The sequence below is a fragment of the Pseudomonas sp. QS1027 genome, from assembly GCF_002814235.1.
In the GTDB taxonomy this organism is placed as follows: domain Bacteria; phylum Pseudomonadota; class Gammaproteobacteria; order Pseudomonadales; family Pseudomonadaceae; genus Aquipseudomonas.
On sequence record NZ_PHSU01000015.1, the window covers coordinates 236,233 to 248,991 of the forward strand.

The window sequence follows — 12,759 nt, forward strand, 5'->3', positions numbered from 1 at the left end:
GCCAGCGAAATAGTAGCTTTCCTCCCCAAAGCCCTCTGCTACTGGCCCTCTCCACGCGCCAGCGACTCAGGCCTTCATGGCGGTTAAGGAATACGCAGTGAAACTGCCGATGACGTGCTGATCGATTTCAGCCTTGTCCGGTAGTCACTTTTCAAGGACGAGCGATGGCCTGTCGGTCCAACTACTCAAACCTGAAAAACCACCCGACCGTATTGATTGATGTCGACGAGCGTTGCTCGGCGATTGTCGATGGCGCGTTCGCGCAGGTGCAGGTTGTCCGGAAAAAGTGATTTTCCTGCCTTTAATCCCCTGGATACTATCCCGCATCCCCTGTCCTGTTCTTCCCAAGGAGCTGTAAATGAAAGGCAAGATCCTGAGTTACGACACCAACACCCGTAACGGCATTATTTCCGGTGATGACGGCAACCGTTACACCTTTGACGTGGTCGAGTGGAAAGCCGCGGTGCTGCCCAAGGCCGGCGCCCGTGTCGACTTCGCCAGCAATGGTGCGTTTGCCGAGGCCATCTTCGCCGACGGCGCTGCTGCGAGCGGCAACTCCAAGAAGATCCCGGCGGCCCTGCTGGCGTTCTTCCTCGGTGCTTTTGGCGTGCACAAGTTCTACCTGGGCTACAACGTCCAGGGCGTGATCATGCTGCTGGTGTTCCTGTTCGGCTGGCTGCTGCTCGGTATCCCGTCGATCGTGATCAGTATTGTCGCCTTTGTTGAGTTCATCATTTACCTGCTCAAGTCCGAAGATGACTTCGAGCAGACTTATGTGGTTGGTAAACGCGGCTGGTTCTGAGTCACTGATTCCTGGGCTTGAGTGAGTCCGGGTCGGTTGTCTGCGTTGGGCAGGGGCACGTTGGGTGCTCCTGTTCGACTGACGAATGTCCTGCCTGTATAGCGGCTTTGCCTTACCCTCTCGATATTTCCTGAGAACATGCTTGCTAGCGATAGCCGTTGGGCTGACGCGGCACCTTCGGCATGCCCTGGTTTTGAGGGTGAGCGAGCGGCGATGTGGCCGTTGCCGGATAAATCGAGGCGAAAAAAAACCACCTTAGTAGGGTGGTTTTTTCCGCAAGCCGGATGTGAAGCTAGCTTGCTCATCTCACTGAGACTAACAACGAACCTTTACTCTACTGAAGTCATGTTTATCACGCAAGCCTGGGAGTAGTTCATTATATTTCTGAGTGTTGAGGTGAGTTGAAGGCCTGCAATGTTTTGATTGAGATTTTTCGGACAAGTAACATTTTTTGCTTTCAGTTCCATATTCGAGCTGAGGTATGATTTTTGGGCTCTTTCGTTAAAAGACTTTATGAAGTGGTCAAGCCAGCGCGCGCATTTAGGACCTCCTGACACGGTTTAGTACCCCGTGCCGGATTGGCTCAGGGGGCCATCGGCCTGGCCACCTCACTGAGACTAACAACGTAGTTCTCGAAGGCATGCGTGTTCCGGTAAGTGTGCTTGAGGGTTGGCCCACTTTGGGGGTCAATGTATGTCCAAGATTCTTCGGCGTACCTGGAGCCTCGTAGTCAACTTGTTACGGGTTTATCATCTGTATGAGTTTCTACGGGATCACTACGATAATCAGCGGTAAGGGTTATTGAAGTGGCCTGCCCCGGCTTCGGTCGGGGCGGGTTTTGATTCAGATCCCAGGGACGACTGTTGGGTCGTCTTTTTCCACGCCGAGCCAGCGACCTTTGAGAAAATCAGCGCTGAATCGCTCATCGCATTCGATTTCCCCCCCTACCGAGGTATGCTTGGGCACGGCTCAAGTATTTCCCAGCCGCCTTTCCCGACGTACCTGCGAGCTCACGGCGTTCCATGATCACCCACGTTGCCTTGTTTCTCTGCACCCTGATGGCCATGGAAGGGGTCGGTTATCTCGCGCACAAGTACGTGATGCACGGCTGGGGCTGGTTTCTGCACCGTTCCCATCATGAGGAGCACCTGGGCGCCTTCGAGACCAACGACATCTACCTGCTGGTATTGGCGGCGGCGGCCGTCACCCTGATTGTATTGGGCAACAGTGGATACGACCCCTTGCAGTGGATGGGTGCCGGAGTGGCGGCATTCGGGATTATCTATGTCGTGGTGCATGACGGTATCGTCCACCGTTATTGGCCATTTCAGCCGTGCCCCCGTCATCCCTATTTGAAACGCCTGTATCAGGCTCACCTGTTGCATCATGCGGTGAAGGGGCGCAAGAACAGTGTGTCGTTCGGCTTTCTGTATGCCCCACCGCTACGCACGTTGAAGAGGCAGTTGCGCGAGTCCCGTGAGGTGACTGAGCGTGGAGGGGAAGGGCGCCGTGCAGTTTGGCGGGGCGATGGCACGAGTGAGGTTGAATAAAGTCGAGGCAAAAAACGCTTCAAGGAGCTGATCGCGTGAAAAGCACTATCGATCACCTGGCTATCGTGGCGCCGAACCTCGATAGCGGCTGCGCGTTCGTCACTGACATTCTGGGCGTCGACCTTCAGCCGGGCGGTGCCCATCCCCGCATGGGTACCCACAACCGGCTGCTTCACCTTGGCCCCGAGCTCTATCTGGAAGTGATTGCCGTTGATCCATCTGCTGAGCGCCCCAGCCGGCCTCGCTGGTTCGGTCTTGATCAACTTGCACCCGACTCACCGGCACGCCTGGCGACATGGGTTGCGCGAACCGATGATATCCATGCTGTCAGCGCTTTCTGCCACGACATCGTCGGGGATGTTGAGCCCATGACCAGAGGAACGTTGTCTTGGCAGATAACGATACCTGCGGACGGAAACCTTCCCCTGGGAGGGGGAGCCCCGACCCTGATCCAATGGGAACAGGCGACTCATCCCGCGAGCGCACTACAAGACAAAGGCTGTTCTCTAGTGGCTTTGGACGTCTTCCATACTGATCCGGAAAAAGTCAGAGCGGTTCTGACGGCCATAAACTTTTCGGGGCCGGTTTATCTTCATGCGCTCAAAGAAACTTCAACTCCGTATCTGGTCGCTCATATTCAAACACCCAGCGGTTTAAAAACATTGCCGATTTCGAGTGCGTGATTCGTACTCGGATCTGTTGCAGTCAACAGGCATATATGGGGCGCGTGTTTTCTACTGCTTCTCGTCAAACCGAACCGACCGAATGATTGCACCAATCGTGTCGAAGTCCTGATAGTAGCCTACGGTGTCGAACAGCAACTGCGTCTTGGCGTTGTAGACGATGGCCATCAGGCAAGTGCCTCCGGCGGCATGAAAGCCGGTTTCTTCATCACCGACGCCACAAGTCTGGGTCGTTTGCATGCCTTTCCAGCCCGGGCCTTCGATAATGTCGACGGGGCTGGGCGAGTCCATGCCGGCGCTACGCATCCAGACGCCGTCTTCCTGGGAGAAGATCATGCTGTCGGCGGCCTGTTGCAGTGTGCCGTGCTGGACGCACAGGTTGAGGGTGTATTCCTCGTTGGTCTGAGTCTTTGGCTGATTGAGGTTCAGGCACTCCTTGTTCTTGCTGACCTTCCAGCCCTTCGGGTAGTTGAAGCTGAAGCCGGTGGCTTGGTAGGGCTTCATGTTTTTGGCCGAGGCCGGCACATCGGGCGGTCGTGGCGCCAGCGGATTGGCCGGCTCGTGCAAGGTCGCATCGTTGCGGCAGGCCGCCAGTGGGCGGGCGACGGCGTTGGTGAGGTTGTTCAAACGGTGGGTCTGGGGATCGGCGCTGGCGGTCATGCAGCCACAGCCGTAGCCGTAATGCCCATTGGTGCGCACCCATTGCGCATCGCTGAACTGCGGCCAGTCGCCTTCGGCCTGGTAGCCACCCTGACTGGCGATTTCCCAGGTGCCGTCACGGTCGGTGAGGGTGGCGTTTGCCGGGGTCGGGTTTTCGAACCAGCCGCAGCGGCGTTCGACCTTGTCGGCGGCCTGAGCAGGCAGGGCCAGGCAGGTGAGTACGAGAGTGAGCAGGGAGAGTTGGCTGTGCAGGGAGAGGCTGGGCATGGAGCGTCCTTGTCTGTGTTCATCACGTGGTGGCGTTGCACTGGAGTGGTCGCCGAAAACCGAGGTGAGCCGCGAATCAGTATGTCCGCAGCGATTCCCGGCTCGCAAGGGTCTGATCGAGCAGGCGGATACTGTTGCGTCCACCGCGTTTGGACTCGTAGAGCGCAGCGTCGCCTTGTTCGATCAACGCCGTCAGACTGGCCGGCGGTTGGTCGAACAGGTTGGCTCCGATGCTCAGGGTCACCGCCTCGGGCGTGGTGAATGTTTCCGAGGCCTCCTTGTGAAACTGGCCACGTAGCGCGTTACCCAGTTCCACAATTCGCTCACTTGAGGCGTTGCTCAGCAGGATGACGAATTCGTCCCCGCCCAGCCGTGCTGCCAGTGCATCTTTGGGCAGTGTCGAACGAATCATCCTGCTCAGGGCGATGAGCAGCCGGTCGCCGGCGGTATGGCCGTACAGGTCGTTGACCAGCTTGAAGTTGTCGATATCGATCAGCAGCAAGGCGCCCGGTCGGCTGCTTGAGACTTCATTCAGCAGAGGCGTTGCCCGCACTTCCAGGGCTCGGCGGTTGTACAGGGAGGTCAACGGATCGCGTGCGGCCAGTCGGGCTATGCGTTTCTCCCGTCGGTAGCGTTCGGTACCGGTCATCGACAGTGCGATCAGCATGATTGCCATCACGCCCTCGACCAGCGAAATCTGGATGATCTCGCCACGGAGGGCGGCAAGATCGATCAGGCTGCCGGGGACAACTGCCGATATCGCCTTGATGAGGTAGAAAACTCCATGGATCAGCAGCACATAACGCAGCTGTACCGCCCCCACGCTCAACGACTTGCCATGGGGACGCAGGAGGAAACTGGCTCTGAGCGTCAACAGGGCTATTAGCAGCGAATTGACCAACAGCACGACCTTCGACCATGGCTGCTCGCCCGGTAGTAACAACAGTGCCAGCCAGATGATGAAGATCAGGTACCAGGCGCGAGACAGGCGCCTTTTCGTGAAGTGCGCGACGCCCAGCAGGAAAAGCCAGTGGGCCGCCACCAGGAGGCCGTTGGCGAACCAGATGCCAATCAGCAAAAGGCCGCTACCGCGTAGCAGGGCGAGTGTCGACCCAACGGTAATCGTCGCAAAACCAGCGCTCCAGAACAGCAGCGAGGATTCACGAATACTGCGCCATTCGATTCCCAGATACAGCGCGGCGGCGGCTGCGAGGGCGATCGAGAGGGTTAGCATCGTGGGAGGATCGAGCGCCATGGTCTGACTGGCCTGTAGGGTTGGCGGTGATGGGGCTCGATTGTAAGCGTTTGGGCTGATTTTTCGGAGGGGGTCGTTCTTGGTGATCAGCCAATACAGTTCAGCTTCGCGTTCCCGAAATATTTGGCCTCAAACGCTTTCTTGAATGCTTTTGGTGTCACGCTACCCTTGAGTTGTCGCTGCAAATCCAGCGACCGGGCCTGGAAACCTGCGGAACAATGGGCGCATAGGCGCCACCATCGATTAGATTGTTGGCGCTTTCTTCTAAGGTAGGAGTAGCGCATGAACGTTTCGAATCAAGAACTTCAGCTTCAAGTCTCCAGCACCCACGCATTCGCCGGAGGTGCCCAATGACCAACCCACCCTCAAACAAAACCCTGGGCGTCATCACCTTTTCCCAGTGCGGCTCCCAAGGCCGTGAACTGTTCCGCGTAAACCCCGGCGTTCCCATGCTGGAAGCCATGGAGCACGCGTCCTTGCTGCTCTATTGCGCCAAAGCACTCTCCCTCGATGCCGCCCTGGAAAGCGACGGCGAGCGCTATGCCTGGGCATCGCATTACCTGGGCGAGATGGGTAAGGCGGTCATCGATGATCTGACACAGGGGATGTTGCGGGGGGCGTCGGTGTAGGCGGGTGACGTCCGGTTGAGGTCCAGATTGGCGGTGAGTGTTGGCAGACTCACCGCGTTATCGTTCTTCGCGAGCAAGCTCGGCTCCCACAGGTGTGTGTTCGGCAATAGCCGCAATCACCAATCTTCTACGTGCTACGTGCGTTGGTGAAGGATGCACAAGATCTGGATTTTCTCCATGAATCACGCGGTAAGGGGCTCTGAACGGGAGTTTGGATAGAGCTAATTTTCTTGCATCCGGCCGTTGGTACGGTTCGCCCACTTGGCCTTGATGGTTTGCAGATCTGTCAGGTTACCGACCTCAGCGTCGGCGATACCCTCGGCAATTGCATTGATGTGCTGTGACTCGGACCCAAGGTAGTGGGGCGAAGCGCGGTTGAGATGCTTCTGGCAATCACGATCCGTTGCCGCTGATGACTGATCGAGTTGTTCGATCAAAACCTCGTCGACACGAAATGACAACACAGGGGAATCCATAATTAGGTCCTCATCAACCGATCTATATAAATGGTGTGGCTGCATCCTCATGGATGCGTACATTTCAACCGTTAGTGGAATGGCCGGACGAACGATCCGTCTGCCTCAAACAGTAATACGAGTGGGGCTCACAGTCTCAGCCGTAAGGTTTCAAAAAGCTGCCGATCCTCCTTCTTCGCCGAACGCGCATGACGCCGAATGACCTGCAACAGGCAATCCGTGAAGCACTGCGCCGGCTTGCTCAGCGCGCCATTGCGGCGTGTCACGATGCTCAACTGCCTCGGTTCGAACTGTTCCTTCAGTCCCAGGGAAACCAATCGACCAAGAAAGGGCGGCGCCATACTCACAATCGACGGTCCCCAGGTGCACATATCAGCCCGCTCGACCATCATCTGCAAAATGGCCAGCGAATGGGCGCGGACGATACGTTTCTCATCGATCTGCGCGCCATGCTGCCAGAACAGCTCCTGCATCAGCCCATCGTGCCCGTCCGGCGCATAGTTCAGCGTCCAGTCCTGCTCCAGCAATTCGTGAATCGATCGCGCGCCCTGTAGGGCATGGCCCTGGCGGACCAGCACCGACGTCTGGTAATCCAGCAAGATTTCGCTGGCAAACTCCTGGGCCGATTGCGTCGGATGCAATTGGCCAATCGCAAAATCCATGCTGCCATCGCGCAACAGCGGCTGGGCCACCGCCATCAGGCTTTCAAACAACTCCAGGCGGATCTCCGGCATTTGCTCACGAAAGGCCACCACCACTTCGGGCAAGAACGTCAGCGCGATCCACGGCGTAACCCCGACACACAGCCGCCCCTGAGCCTTACCCCGCAGGTGATCGAGTTCGGTTTGCGCATGTTCCAGCTGCTTGATCACCAACCGGGCATGAGTCAGCAACACCTTGCCGTATTCGGTGAAGCTCAAGCCACTGGGCGTTCGGGTGAACAGTGGTAGCTGTTGGCTGGTTTCAAGCTCGCGCAGGGCCTTGGTCACCGCGGCCTGGGAAATCTCCAGCGAACGCGCCGCCGCCCGGATACTGCCGGTTTCAGCACTGGCAATCAGCGCCTGTAATTGATGCAGCTTCATCCGCTCACCCTGGTGACAACTTGTGGTTGTCATCATAACCAAACTGCCTCTCCCCAGCCCAGAGTCCCTTCCTTAAGATCCACCCCATCAACTGCTCAGATCTTGTCGAAGGGGTACAACAATGGATGCCGGCCATGTCCTGCCTGGTATTGCAGCGATACAGGATGAAATGATCGCGTTGCGTCACAGCATTCACGCGCATCCGGAGCTGGGTTTTGAAGAGTTCGCCACCAGCGAGCGTGTTGCCCAATGTTTGACCCAATGGGGCTTTCAGGTCAGCACGGGCGTCGGCAAGACCGGTGTCGTCGGTACCCTGAAAAACGGCGAAGGCCGTTCCATCGGTTTGCGCGCCGACATGGATGCGCTGCCGATTCAGGAAACCAGCGGCCTGCCCTATGCCAGCCAGATTGACGGGGTCATGCATGCCTGCGGTCACGACGGGCATACGGCGACCTTGCTGGCCGCCGCCAAGCACTTGGCCCATACCCGGACGTTCAACGGCACCCTGCAAGTGATCTTCCAGCCGGCCGAAGAAGGACTGGGTGGTGCGCGGAAAATGCTGGAGGAGGGGCTGCTCGAACGCTTTCCGTGTGATGCGATCTTTGCCATGCATAACGTGCCGGGTTATCCCGTTGGACACCTGGGCTTCTACAGCGGGCCGTTCATGGCGTCGGCCGACACGGTGACGATCACCATCCTCGGCAACGGTGGCCATGGCGCGGTGCCGCACAAGGCGGTCGACCCGGTGGTGGTCTGCTCGTCCATTGTGATGGCGCTGCAAAGCATCGTCTCGCGTAACGTCAACCCACAGGAAATGGCGATTATCACGGTGGGCTCCCTGCATGCCGGTAGCGCGTCGAATGTCATCCCCTCCAGCGCCCAGATGAGCCTGAGCGTGCGGGCGCTGACACCTGAAATTCGCCACCTGCTCGAAGTCAGGATTACCGAGCTGGTCCAGGGCCAGGCTGCCAGTTTCGGTGCCCGTGCCGAGATCGACTACCAGCATTGTCATCCGGTATTGATCAACCATCCCGAGCAAACCGCCTTCGCCCGCGAGGTCGCTCTGGACTGGTTGGGCGAGGAGCAACTGATCGACGACCTGCGGCCCTTCACCGCAAGTGAGGACTTCGCCTTCATCCTGGAGAAGTGCCCCGGCAGCTATCTGGTGATTGGCAACGGTGAAGGCGAGCGCGGCTGCCAGTTGCACAACCCCGGCTACGACTTCAATGACGCCTGCCTGCCGATCGGGGCGAGCTACTGGGTCAAGTTGGTCGAGCGTTTCCTGAGTTGAGACGCCGTATTTTCGCGCGTCAGTCTGTACGAAACAGCGTCTTTGGTCTGAAGAGGAAAATAACAATGAACAAGATGATTGCAGCTGTATCCCTGGTTTTCCTGACGGCCTCCAGCCTGGCCGGAGCGGCCGACTGGTCCGGTAAAACCTTGAAGCTGGGTGTCGATCCCACGTACCCACCGTTGGAATACAAGAACAAGGATGGCTCCCTGACCGGCTTCGGGGTCGATATCGCCGAGGCGCTCTGCGCCGAGCTGAAAGCCCACTGTGTCTGGGTGGAAAGCAGCTGGGACGGGATGATCCCGGCGCTGCTGGCGCGCAAGTTCGACGCGGTGGCGTCGTCGATGACCGTGACGCCCAAGCGCCAGGAGCAGATCGCCTTTACCGACAAGGTCTCCAATGCGCCGGCGCGGTTGGTGGTCAAGCGCGGATCAGGGCTGCTGCCGACACTCGAGTCGCTCAAGGGCAAGCGCATTGGCGTGGAACAGGGCTCGACCCAGGAGGCCTTTGCCAAAGCCGTCTGGGGGACGAAGGGTGTGGACGTTCTGTCGTACCAGAATCAGGACCAGGTCTACGCCGACCTGGTGGTGGGCCGACTCGACGCTTCGCTACAAGGCGCTATTCAAGCCAGTTACGGCTTTCTCGGCACCGCGGCGGGCAAGGATTATGAGTTTGCCGGGGCGACCCTGGATGATCCGACCTTTTTCGGTGTCGGCGATGGCATCGGCTTGCGCAAGAACGATGTCGAGTTGCGCGAAGACTTGAACAAGGCCCTGGCGACGATTCTGGCCAATGGCACTTACGCGCGGATCAATAAAAAGTACTTCGATTTCGACGTCTACGGCGCGAAATAAGCCCCTCGCTACCTTGAATGGAGCGGTCGTGCGGGCCGCTCCGTTACAGCATCCCCTTCACCTCACCCTAATAAAAACAAGGAGAGTGAAATGCTTCTGGAAGGCTTTGGCCCGCAGATTTTGCTGGGTACTCTGGTCACACTCAAACTGGCGCTCTGGTCACTCTCGATCGCCATTCTGGCAGGGCTGCTCGGCGCCAGTTCGAAGTTATCCTCCCATCGGTTATTGCGAGCACTGGCCACCGGTTATACGACGGCGATTCGCAGCATGCCGGATCTGGTGATCATGCTGTTGCTGTTCTTCAGCCTGCAGATGTTGCTCAACCGGATGACCGATTGGTTGGGCGTCAGCCAGGTCGATATCGACCCATTCCTGGCCGGTGTCGTCACCTTGGCGTTCATTTACGGGGCCTATTTTACCGAGACGTTTCGCAGTGCCTTCCAGGCCGTTCCGGCGGGTCAGCTCGAAGCGGCGCGGGCTTATGGCATGAGCCGCTGGAACACCTTTCGCAAGGTGCTGTTCCCGCAAATGCTGCGTCACGCGCTGCCAGGCATCGGCAACAACTGGCAGGTGTTGATCAAGTCCACGGCCCTGGTCTCGATCATCGGCCTGACCGATGTGGTCAAGGCCACGCAGGATGCGGGCAAAGGCTCGCTACAGTTCTTCTACTTCACCCTGGTCGGCGGTCTGATCTACCTCGCCATTACCACCGTGTCCAACGGGGTATTGATGTGGCTTGAGCGTCGCTACTCGGTGGGTGTCAGGACGGCAGCCCTATGACCGGCATTCTCGGCGATTACTGGCAGGCTTACCTGTGGCGCGACGGGCCGTATTTTTCCGGGTTGGCGGTGACCTTGTGGTTGCTCATTCTGGCCGTGCTGATTGGCTTCTTGTTGGCGGTGCCGTTGTCGTTGGCCCGCACCAGCCGCAATCCGCTGCTGCGCCTGCCGGTCTGGGGTTACACCTACGTGTTTCGCGGTACGCCGTTGTATATCCAGCTGCTGTTCTTCTACACCGGGGTGTACAGCTTGCAGGTGATTCGATCGCAGGATTTCCTCAACGCGTTTTTCCGTGACGGCTTCAACTGCACGGTGTTGGCGTTCGGGCTCAATACCTGTGCCTACATGACCGAAATCTTCGCCGGCGCCATCAGGGCCGTTCCCCACGGTGAAGTCGAGGCCGCGCGCGCCTTCGGGATGAACCGCTTCACGCTGTATCGGCGGATTGTCCTGCCCTCGGCGTTACGCCAGGCCCTGCCGCTGTTCAGCAATGAAGTGATTCTGATGCTGCATTCCACCTCGGTGGCGTTCACCGCCACGGTGCCCGATTTGCTGAAGATTGCCCGGGATGTGAATTCGGCGACCTACGCCTCTTTCACGGCCTTTGGCATTGCCGGAGTGCTGTATGCCGGTAGCGCATTTTTCCTGATCTGGCTGTTTCGACGTGGCGAGCTGCATTGGCTGGCCTACCTCAAACCCCGGACGCACTGACTCCAAGCGGATTGGCTCGAATGTATAAATTGATCGTTGAAGATGTGCATAAAAACTATGGCAGCCATGAAGTTCTCAAGGGTGTCTCGCTCAAGGCCAGGGCGGGTGATGTGATCAGCATCATCGGTTCCTCGGGTTCTGGAAAAAGTACCTTCCTGCGCTGTATCAACCTGCTCGAACAGCCGTCGGCGGGGCGCATCACTGTCAATGCCGAGGAACTGCTCACACGCAAGAATTCAGGGGGAGACTTGTGTGCGGCCAATCCCCGGCAGTTGCAGCGGATGCGCAGCCAGTTGTCGATGGTGTTTCAGCACTTCAATCTGTGGAGCCATATGACGGTGCTGGAGAACCTTGTCGAGTGCCCGATGAGTGTGCTGGGTCTCACCCGCAAGGAGGCCCAGGAGCGGGCGCGTCATTACCTGGCGAAGGTCGGCCTGGCGGAAAAGGTCGAGGGCCAGTATCCGGCCCATCTGTCCGGTGGCCAACAACAGCGTGTCGCCATTGCCCGTGCGCTGGCCATGGAGCCCCAGGTGATGCTGTTCGACGAACCGACTTCGGCCCTGGACCCTGAACTGGTGGGCGAGGTGCTCAAGGTCATGCAGCAGCTGGCGGAGGAAGGCCGGACGATGGTGGTGGTTACCCATGAAATGGCATTTGCCAGGCAGGTGTCGAACCATGTGGTTTTTCTGCATCAGGGCAGGGTAGAAGAGCAGGGAGACCCGGACCGGGTCTTTGAGCAGCCTCGTAGCGAGCGGTTGAAGCAGTTTCTGGCTGGGAGTCTTAAGTAGTTACGTTTGAGGGCGGGTTTCACCCGTCGCCAAGTGGGAGAATGCGGCGATCGCCTACAACCTTCACCGCATCGGTAAGCAGAGCGAAAATTGCAGGTTAATTGTTACTCGTGTACTTTTATAACAATTAAACGTGATGCTATGGGACAATCGCTATGCACACTCTCACGTTGGAACAGCTGCGGGCCACTACCGATGCGGGTGGCATCGTCGGTGTCACCCTGAAAGCCCTGGGTGGGGCTTTTTTCGTCCAGGTCGAAACCCGGAACGGAGACGCTGCCGTACTGGCCAAGTCGCGTAGTAGCGAGCCGCGCAGTTTCGGCAATCCTGGCCAGGCCCTGAACCTGCTGCTCGGGCTCGGCCTTGTGGTCGGTGCCTTCGATGTTGCGCTCTGGAATCCCGAGGACAAGAGCGCCAATCGGACGCGACCTGATCGTGCAGAAGCGCTGAAGCGTACCCATGGGGCCGCCGAACACGACAAATGGTTTCGTGAGCAGGTGCAACAGGGACTGGCCGAAGCGGATGATCCGAATACCCAGTGGGTATCGCATGAAGAGGCGAAATCAAGCTGGGCTGCGAAACGAGCGGAGTTGGCGAAACGCATCAAGGAGGGCGGTTCTTGATTATTCGCTGGCTCCCCAGTGCGATTCAGGACCGTGATGTACAGCTCGACTATATTGCTGAGCGCAATCCTGGTGCTGCGATCGACCAAGGTGATCGCATTGAGCATCAGGTCAGCCAGTTGCCCGATCACCCGGAGATGGGGCGGTTCGGTCGCATCGAAGGGACACGCGAACTGGTCATTGGCGGCACCCCGTTCGTCGTTGTTTACCGCCTCAGGCCCAGCCTCAAGCGCATCGAGATTATCCGTTTGTTGCACGGTGCCCAGCAGTGGCCGAAAACTGATTAAGCAAGTGCAATGCGGCGTTGCC

Annotated in this window: 15 protein-coding genes; 11 read left to right on the forward strand and 4 right to left on the reverse strand. The window is 58.2% G+C overall.

The features are described 5' to 3' along the window. The first annotated feature begins 358 nt into the window (after positions 1 to 358). The 3 genes from CWE01_RS15295 (at position 359) to CWE01_RS15305 (ending at position 3,035) form a co-directional block, all read left to right on the forward strand. Entirely contained in the window at positions 359 to 802 is a 444-nt protein-coding gene (locus CWE01_RS15295) for a TM2 domain-containing protein (RefSeq protein WP_100941372.1), read from the forward strand. A 1,022-nt stretch (positions 803 to 1,824) separates the two neighbouring features. Further along, positions 1,825 to 2,352, forward strand: a complete 528-nt coding sequence (locus CWE01_RS15300; RefSeq protein ID WP_218177042.1) for a sterol desaturase family protein — start codon at positions 1,825 to 1,827, stop codon at positions 2,350 to 2,352. Positions 2,353 to 2,387: 35 nt separating this feature from the next. Beyond that, positions 2,388 to 3,035, forward strand: a complete 648-nt coding sequence (locus tag CWE01_RS15305) for a VOC family protein (RefSeq protein ID WP_100941373.1) — start codon at positions 2,388 to 2,390, stop codon at positions 3,033 to 3,035. 51 nt (positions 3,036 to 3,086) lie between these two features. Here the strand turns inward: CWE01_RS15305 and CWE01_RS15310 are convergent, their stop codons facing one another. Together CWE01_RS15310 and CWE01_RS15315 are read right to left on the reverse strand one after the other, a co-directional pair. Then, positions 3,087 to 3,962, reverse strand: a complete 876-nt coding sequence (locus tag CWE01_RS15310) for a DUF4087 domain-containing protein (protein ID WP_100941374.1) — start codon at positions 3,960 to 3,962, stop codon at positions 3,087 to 3,089. A gap of 76 nt (positions 3,963 to 4,038) precedes the next feature. Next, a complete protein-coding gene (locus tag CWE01_RS15315; RefSeq protein WP_100941375.1) occupies positions 4,039 to 5,217 on the reverse strand; it encodes a GGDEF domain-containing protein in 1,179 nt (392 codons plus the stop codon). A gap of 350 nt (positions 5,218 to 5,567) precedes the next feature. Here CWE01_RS15315 and CWE01_RS15320 point away from each other — a divergent pair, with 350 nt between their 5' ends. Beyond that, positions 5,568 to 5,846, forward strand: coding sequence for a DUF3077 domain-containing protein (locus tag CWE01_RS15320; protein ID WP_100941376.1), 279 nt, complete (start codon positions 5,568 to 5,570; stop codon positions 5,844 to 5,846). Between the two features lie 221 nt (positions 5,847 to 6,067). Here the strand turns inward: CWE01_RS15320 and CWE01_RS15325 are convergent, their stop codons facing one another. Both CWE01_RS15325 and CWE01_RS15330 read right to left on the reverse strand, forming a co-directional pair. Further along, positions 6,068 to 6,322 carry a transcriptional regulator gene (locus tag CWE01_RS15325; protein WP_100941413.1) on the reverse strand — a complete coding sequence of 85 codons (255 nt, stop codon included), beginning with the start codon at positions 6,320 to 6,322 and terminating at the stop codon, positions 6,068 to 6,070. Between the two features lie 128 nt (positions 6,323 to 6,450). Beyond that, the gene (locus tag CWE01_RS15330; protein ID WP_177410477.1) at positions 6,451 to 7,440 is read right to left on the reverse strand and encodes a LysR family transcriptional regulator; all 990 of its coding nucleotides are present in this window, start codon (positions 7,438 to 7,440) and stop codon (positions 6,451 to 6,453) included. A gap of 85 nt (positions 7,441 to 7,525) precedes the next feature. Between CWE01_RS15330 and CWE01_RS15335 the strand changes: the two genes are divergently transcribed. The 7 genes from CWE01_RS15335 (at position 7,526) to CWE01_RS15365 (ending at position 12,737) form a co-directional block, all read left to right on the forward strand. Next, positions 7,526 to 8,695 (forward strand): M20 aminoacylase family protein, encoded by a 1,170-nt coding sequence (locus tag CWE01_RS15335; RefSeq protein ID WP_100941378.1) that lies wholly within the window; start codon positions 7,526 to 7,528, stop codon positions 8,693 to 8,695. Between the two features lie 65 nt (positions 8,696 to 8,760). Beyond that, positions 8,761 to 9,549 carry an ABC transporter substrate-binding protein gene (locus CWE01_RS15340; RefSeq protein WP_100941379.1) on the forward strand — a complete coding sequence of 263 codons (789 nt, stop codon included), beginning with the start codon at positions 8,761 to 8,763 and terminating at the stop codon, positions 9,547 to 9,549. Between the two features lie 90 nt (positions 9,550 to 9,639). Then, positions 9,640 to 10,329, forward strand: a complete 690-nt coding sequence (locus CWE01_RS15345) for an ABC transporter permease (protein ID WP_100941380.1) — start codon at positions 9,640 to 9,642, stop codon at positions 10,327 to 10,329. Further along, complete coding sequence (locus tag CWE01_RS15350) at positions 10,326 to 11,039, forward strand: ABC transporter permease (RefSeq protein WP_100941381.1); 714 nt, start codon at positions 10,326 to 10,328, stop codon at positions 11,037 to 11,039. The genes CWE01_RS15345 and CWE01_RS15350 overlap by 4 nt, the downstream gene beginning before the upstream one ends. Positions 11,040 to 11,059: 20 nt before the next feature. Next, entirely contained in the window at positions 11,060 to 11,827 is a 768-nt protein-coding gene (locus tag CWE01_RS15355) for an ABC transporter ATP-binding protein (protein ID WP_100941382.1), read from the forward strand. A 155-nt stretch (positions 11,828 to 11,982) separates the two neighbouring features. Then, on the forward strand, positions 11,983 to 12,450 hold the full coding sequence (locus CWE01_RS15360) for a hypothetical protein (RefSeq protein ID WP_100941383.1): 468 nt from the start codon (positions 11,983 to 11,985) through the stop codon (positions 12,448 to 12,450). Continuing rightward, positions 12,447 to 12,737, forward strand: coding sequence for a type II toxin-antitoxin system RelE/ParE family toxin (locus CWE01_RS15365; RefSeq protein ID WP_100941384.1), 291 nt, complete (start codon positions 12,447 to 12,449; stop codon positions 12,735 to 12,737). Before CWE01_RS15360 ends, CWE01_RS15365 begins: the two co-directional genes overlap by 4 nt. The last annotated feature ends 22 nt before the right edge of the window (positions 12,738 to 12,759 follow it).

Coding starts and splice junctions, on each gene's coding strand:
- CWE01_RS15295 (WP_100941372.1), top strand. CDS start 359: ATGAAAGGCAAGATCCTGAGTTACGACACCAACACCCGTAACGGCATT.
- CWE01_RS15300 (WP_218177042.1), top strand. CDS start 1,825: ATGATCACCCACGTTGCCTTGTTTCTCTGCACCCTGATGGCCATGGAA.
- CWE01_RS15310 (WP_100941374.1), bottom strand. CDS start 3,962: ATGCCCAGCCTCTCCCTGCACAGCCAACTCTCCCTGCTCACTCTCGTA.
- CWE01_RS15315 (WP_100941375.1), bottom strand. CDS start 5,217: ATGGCGCTCGATCCTCCCACGATGCTAACCCTCTCGATCGCCCTCGCA.
- CWE01_RS15320 (WP_100941376.1), top strand. CDS start 5,568: ATGACCAACCCACCCTCAAACAAAACCCTGGGCGTCATCACCTTTTCC.
- CWE01_RS15325 (WP_100941413.1), bottom strand. CDS start 6,322: ATGGATTCCCCTGTGTTGTCATTTCGTGTCGACGAGGTTTTGATCGAA.
- CWE01_RS15330 (WP_177410477.1), bottom strand. CDS start 7,440: ATGATGACAACCACAAGTTGTCACCAGGGTGAGCGGATGAAGCTGCAT.
- CWE01_RS15335 (WP_100941378.1), top strand. CDS start 7,526: ATGGATGCCGGCCATGTCCTGCCTGGTATTGCAGCGATACAGGATGAA.
- CWE01_RS15340 (WP_100941379.1), top strand. CDS start 8,761: ATGAACAAGATGATTGCAGCTGTATCCCTGGTTTTCCTGACGGCCTCC.
- CWE01_RS15345 (WP_100941380.1), top strand. CDS start 9,640: ATGCTTCTGGAAGGCTTTGGCCCGCAGATTTTGCTGGGTACTCTGGTC.
- CWE01_RS15350 (WP_100941381.1), top strand. CDS start 10,326: ATGACCGGCATTCTCGGCGATTACTGGCAGGCTTACCTGTGGCGCGAC.
- CWE01_RS15355 (WP_100941382.1), top strand. CDS start 11,060: ATGTATAAATTGATCGTTGAAGATGTGCATAAAAACTATGGCAGCCAT.
- CWE01_RS15360 (WP_100941383.1), top strand. CDS start 11,983: ATGCACACTCTCACGTTGGAACAGCTGCGGGCCACTACCGATGCGGGT.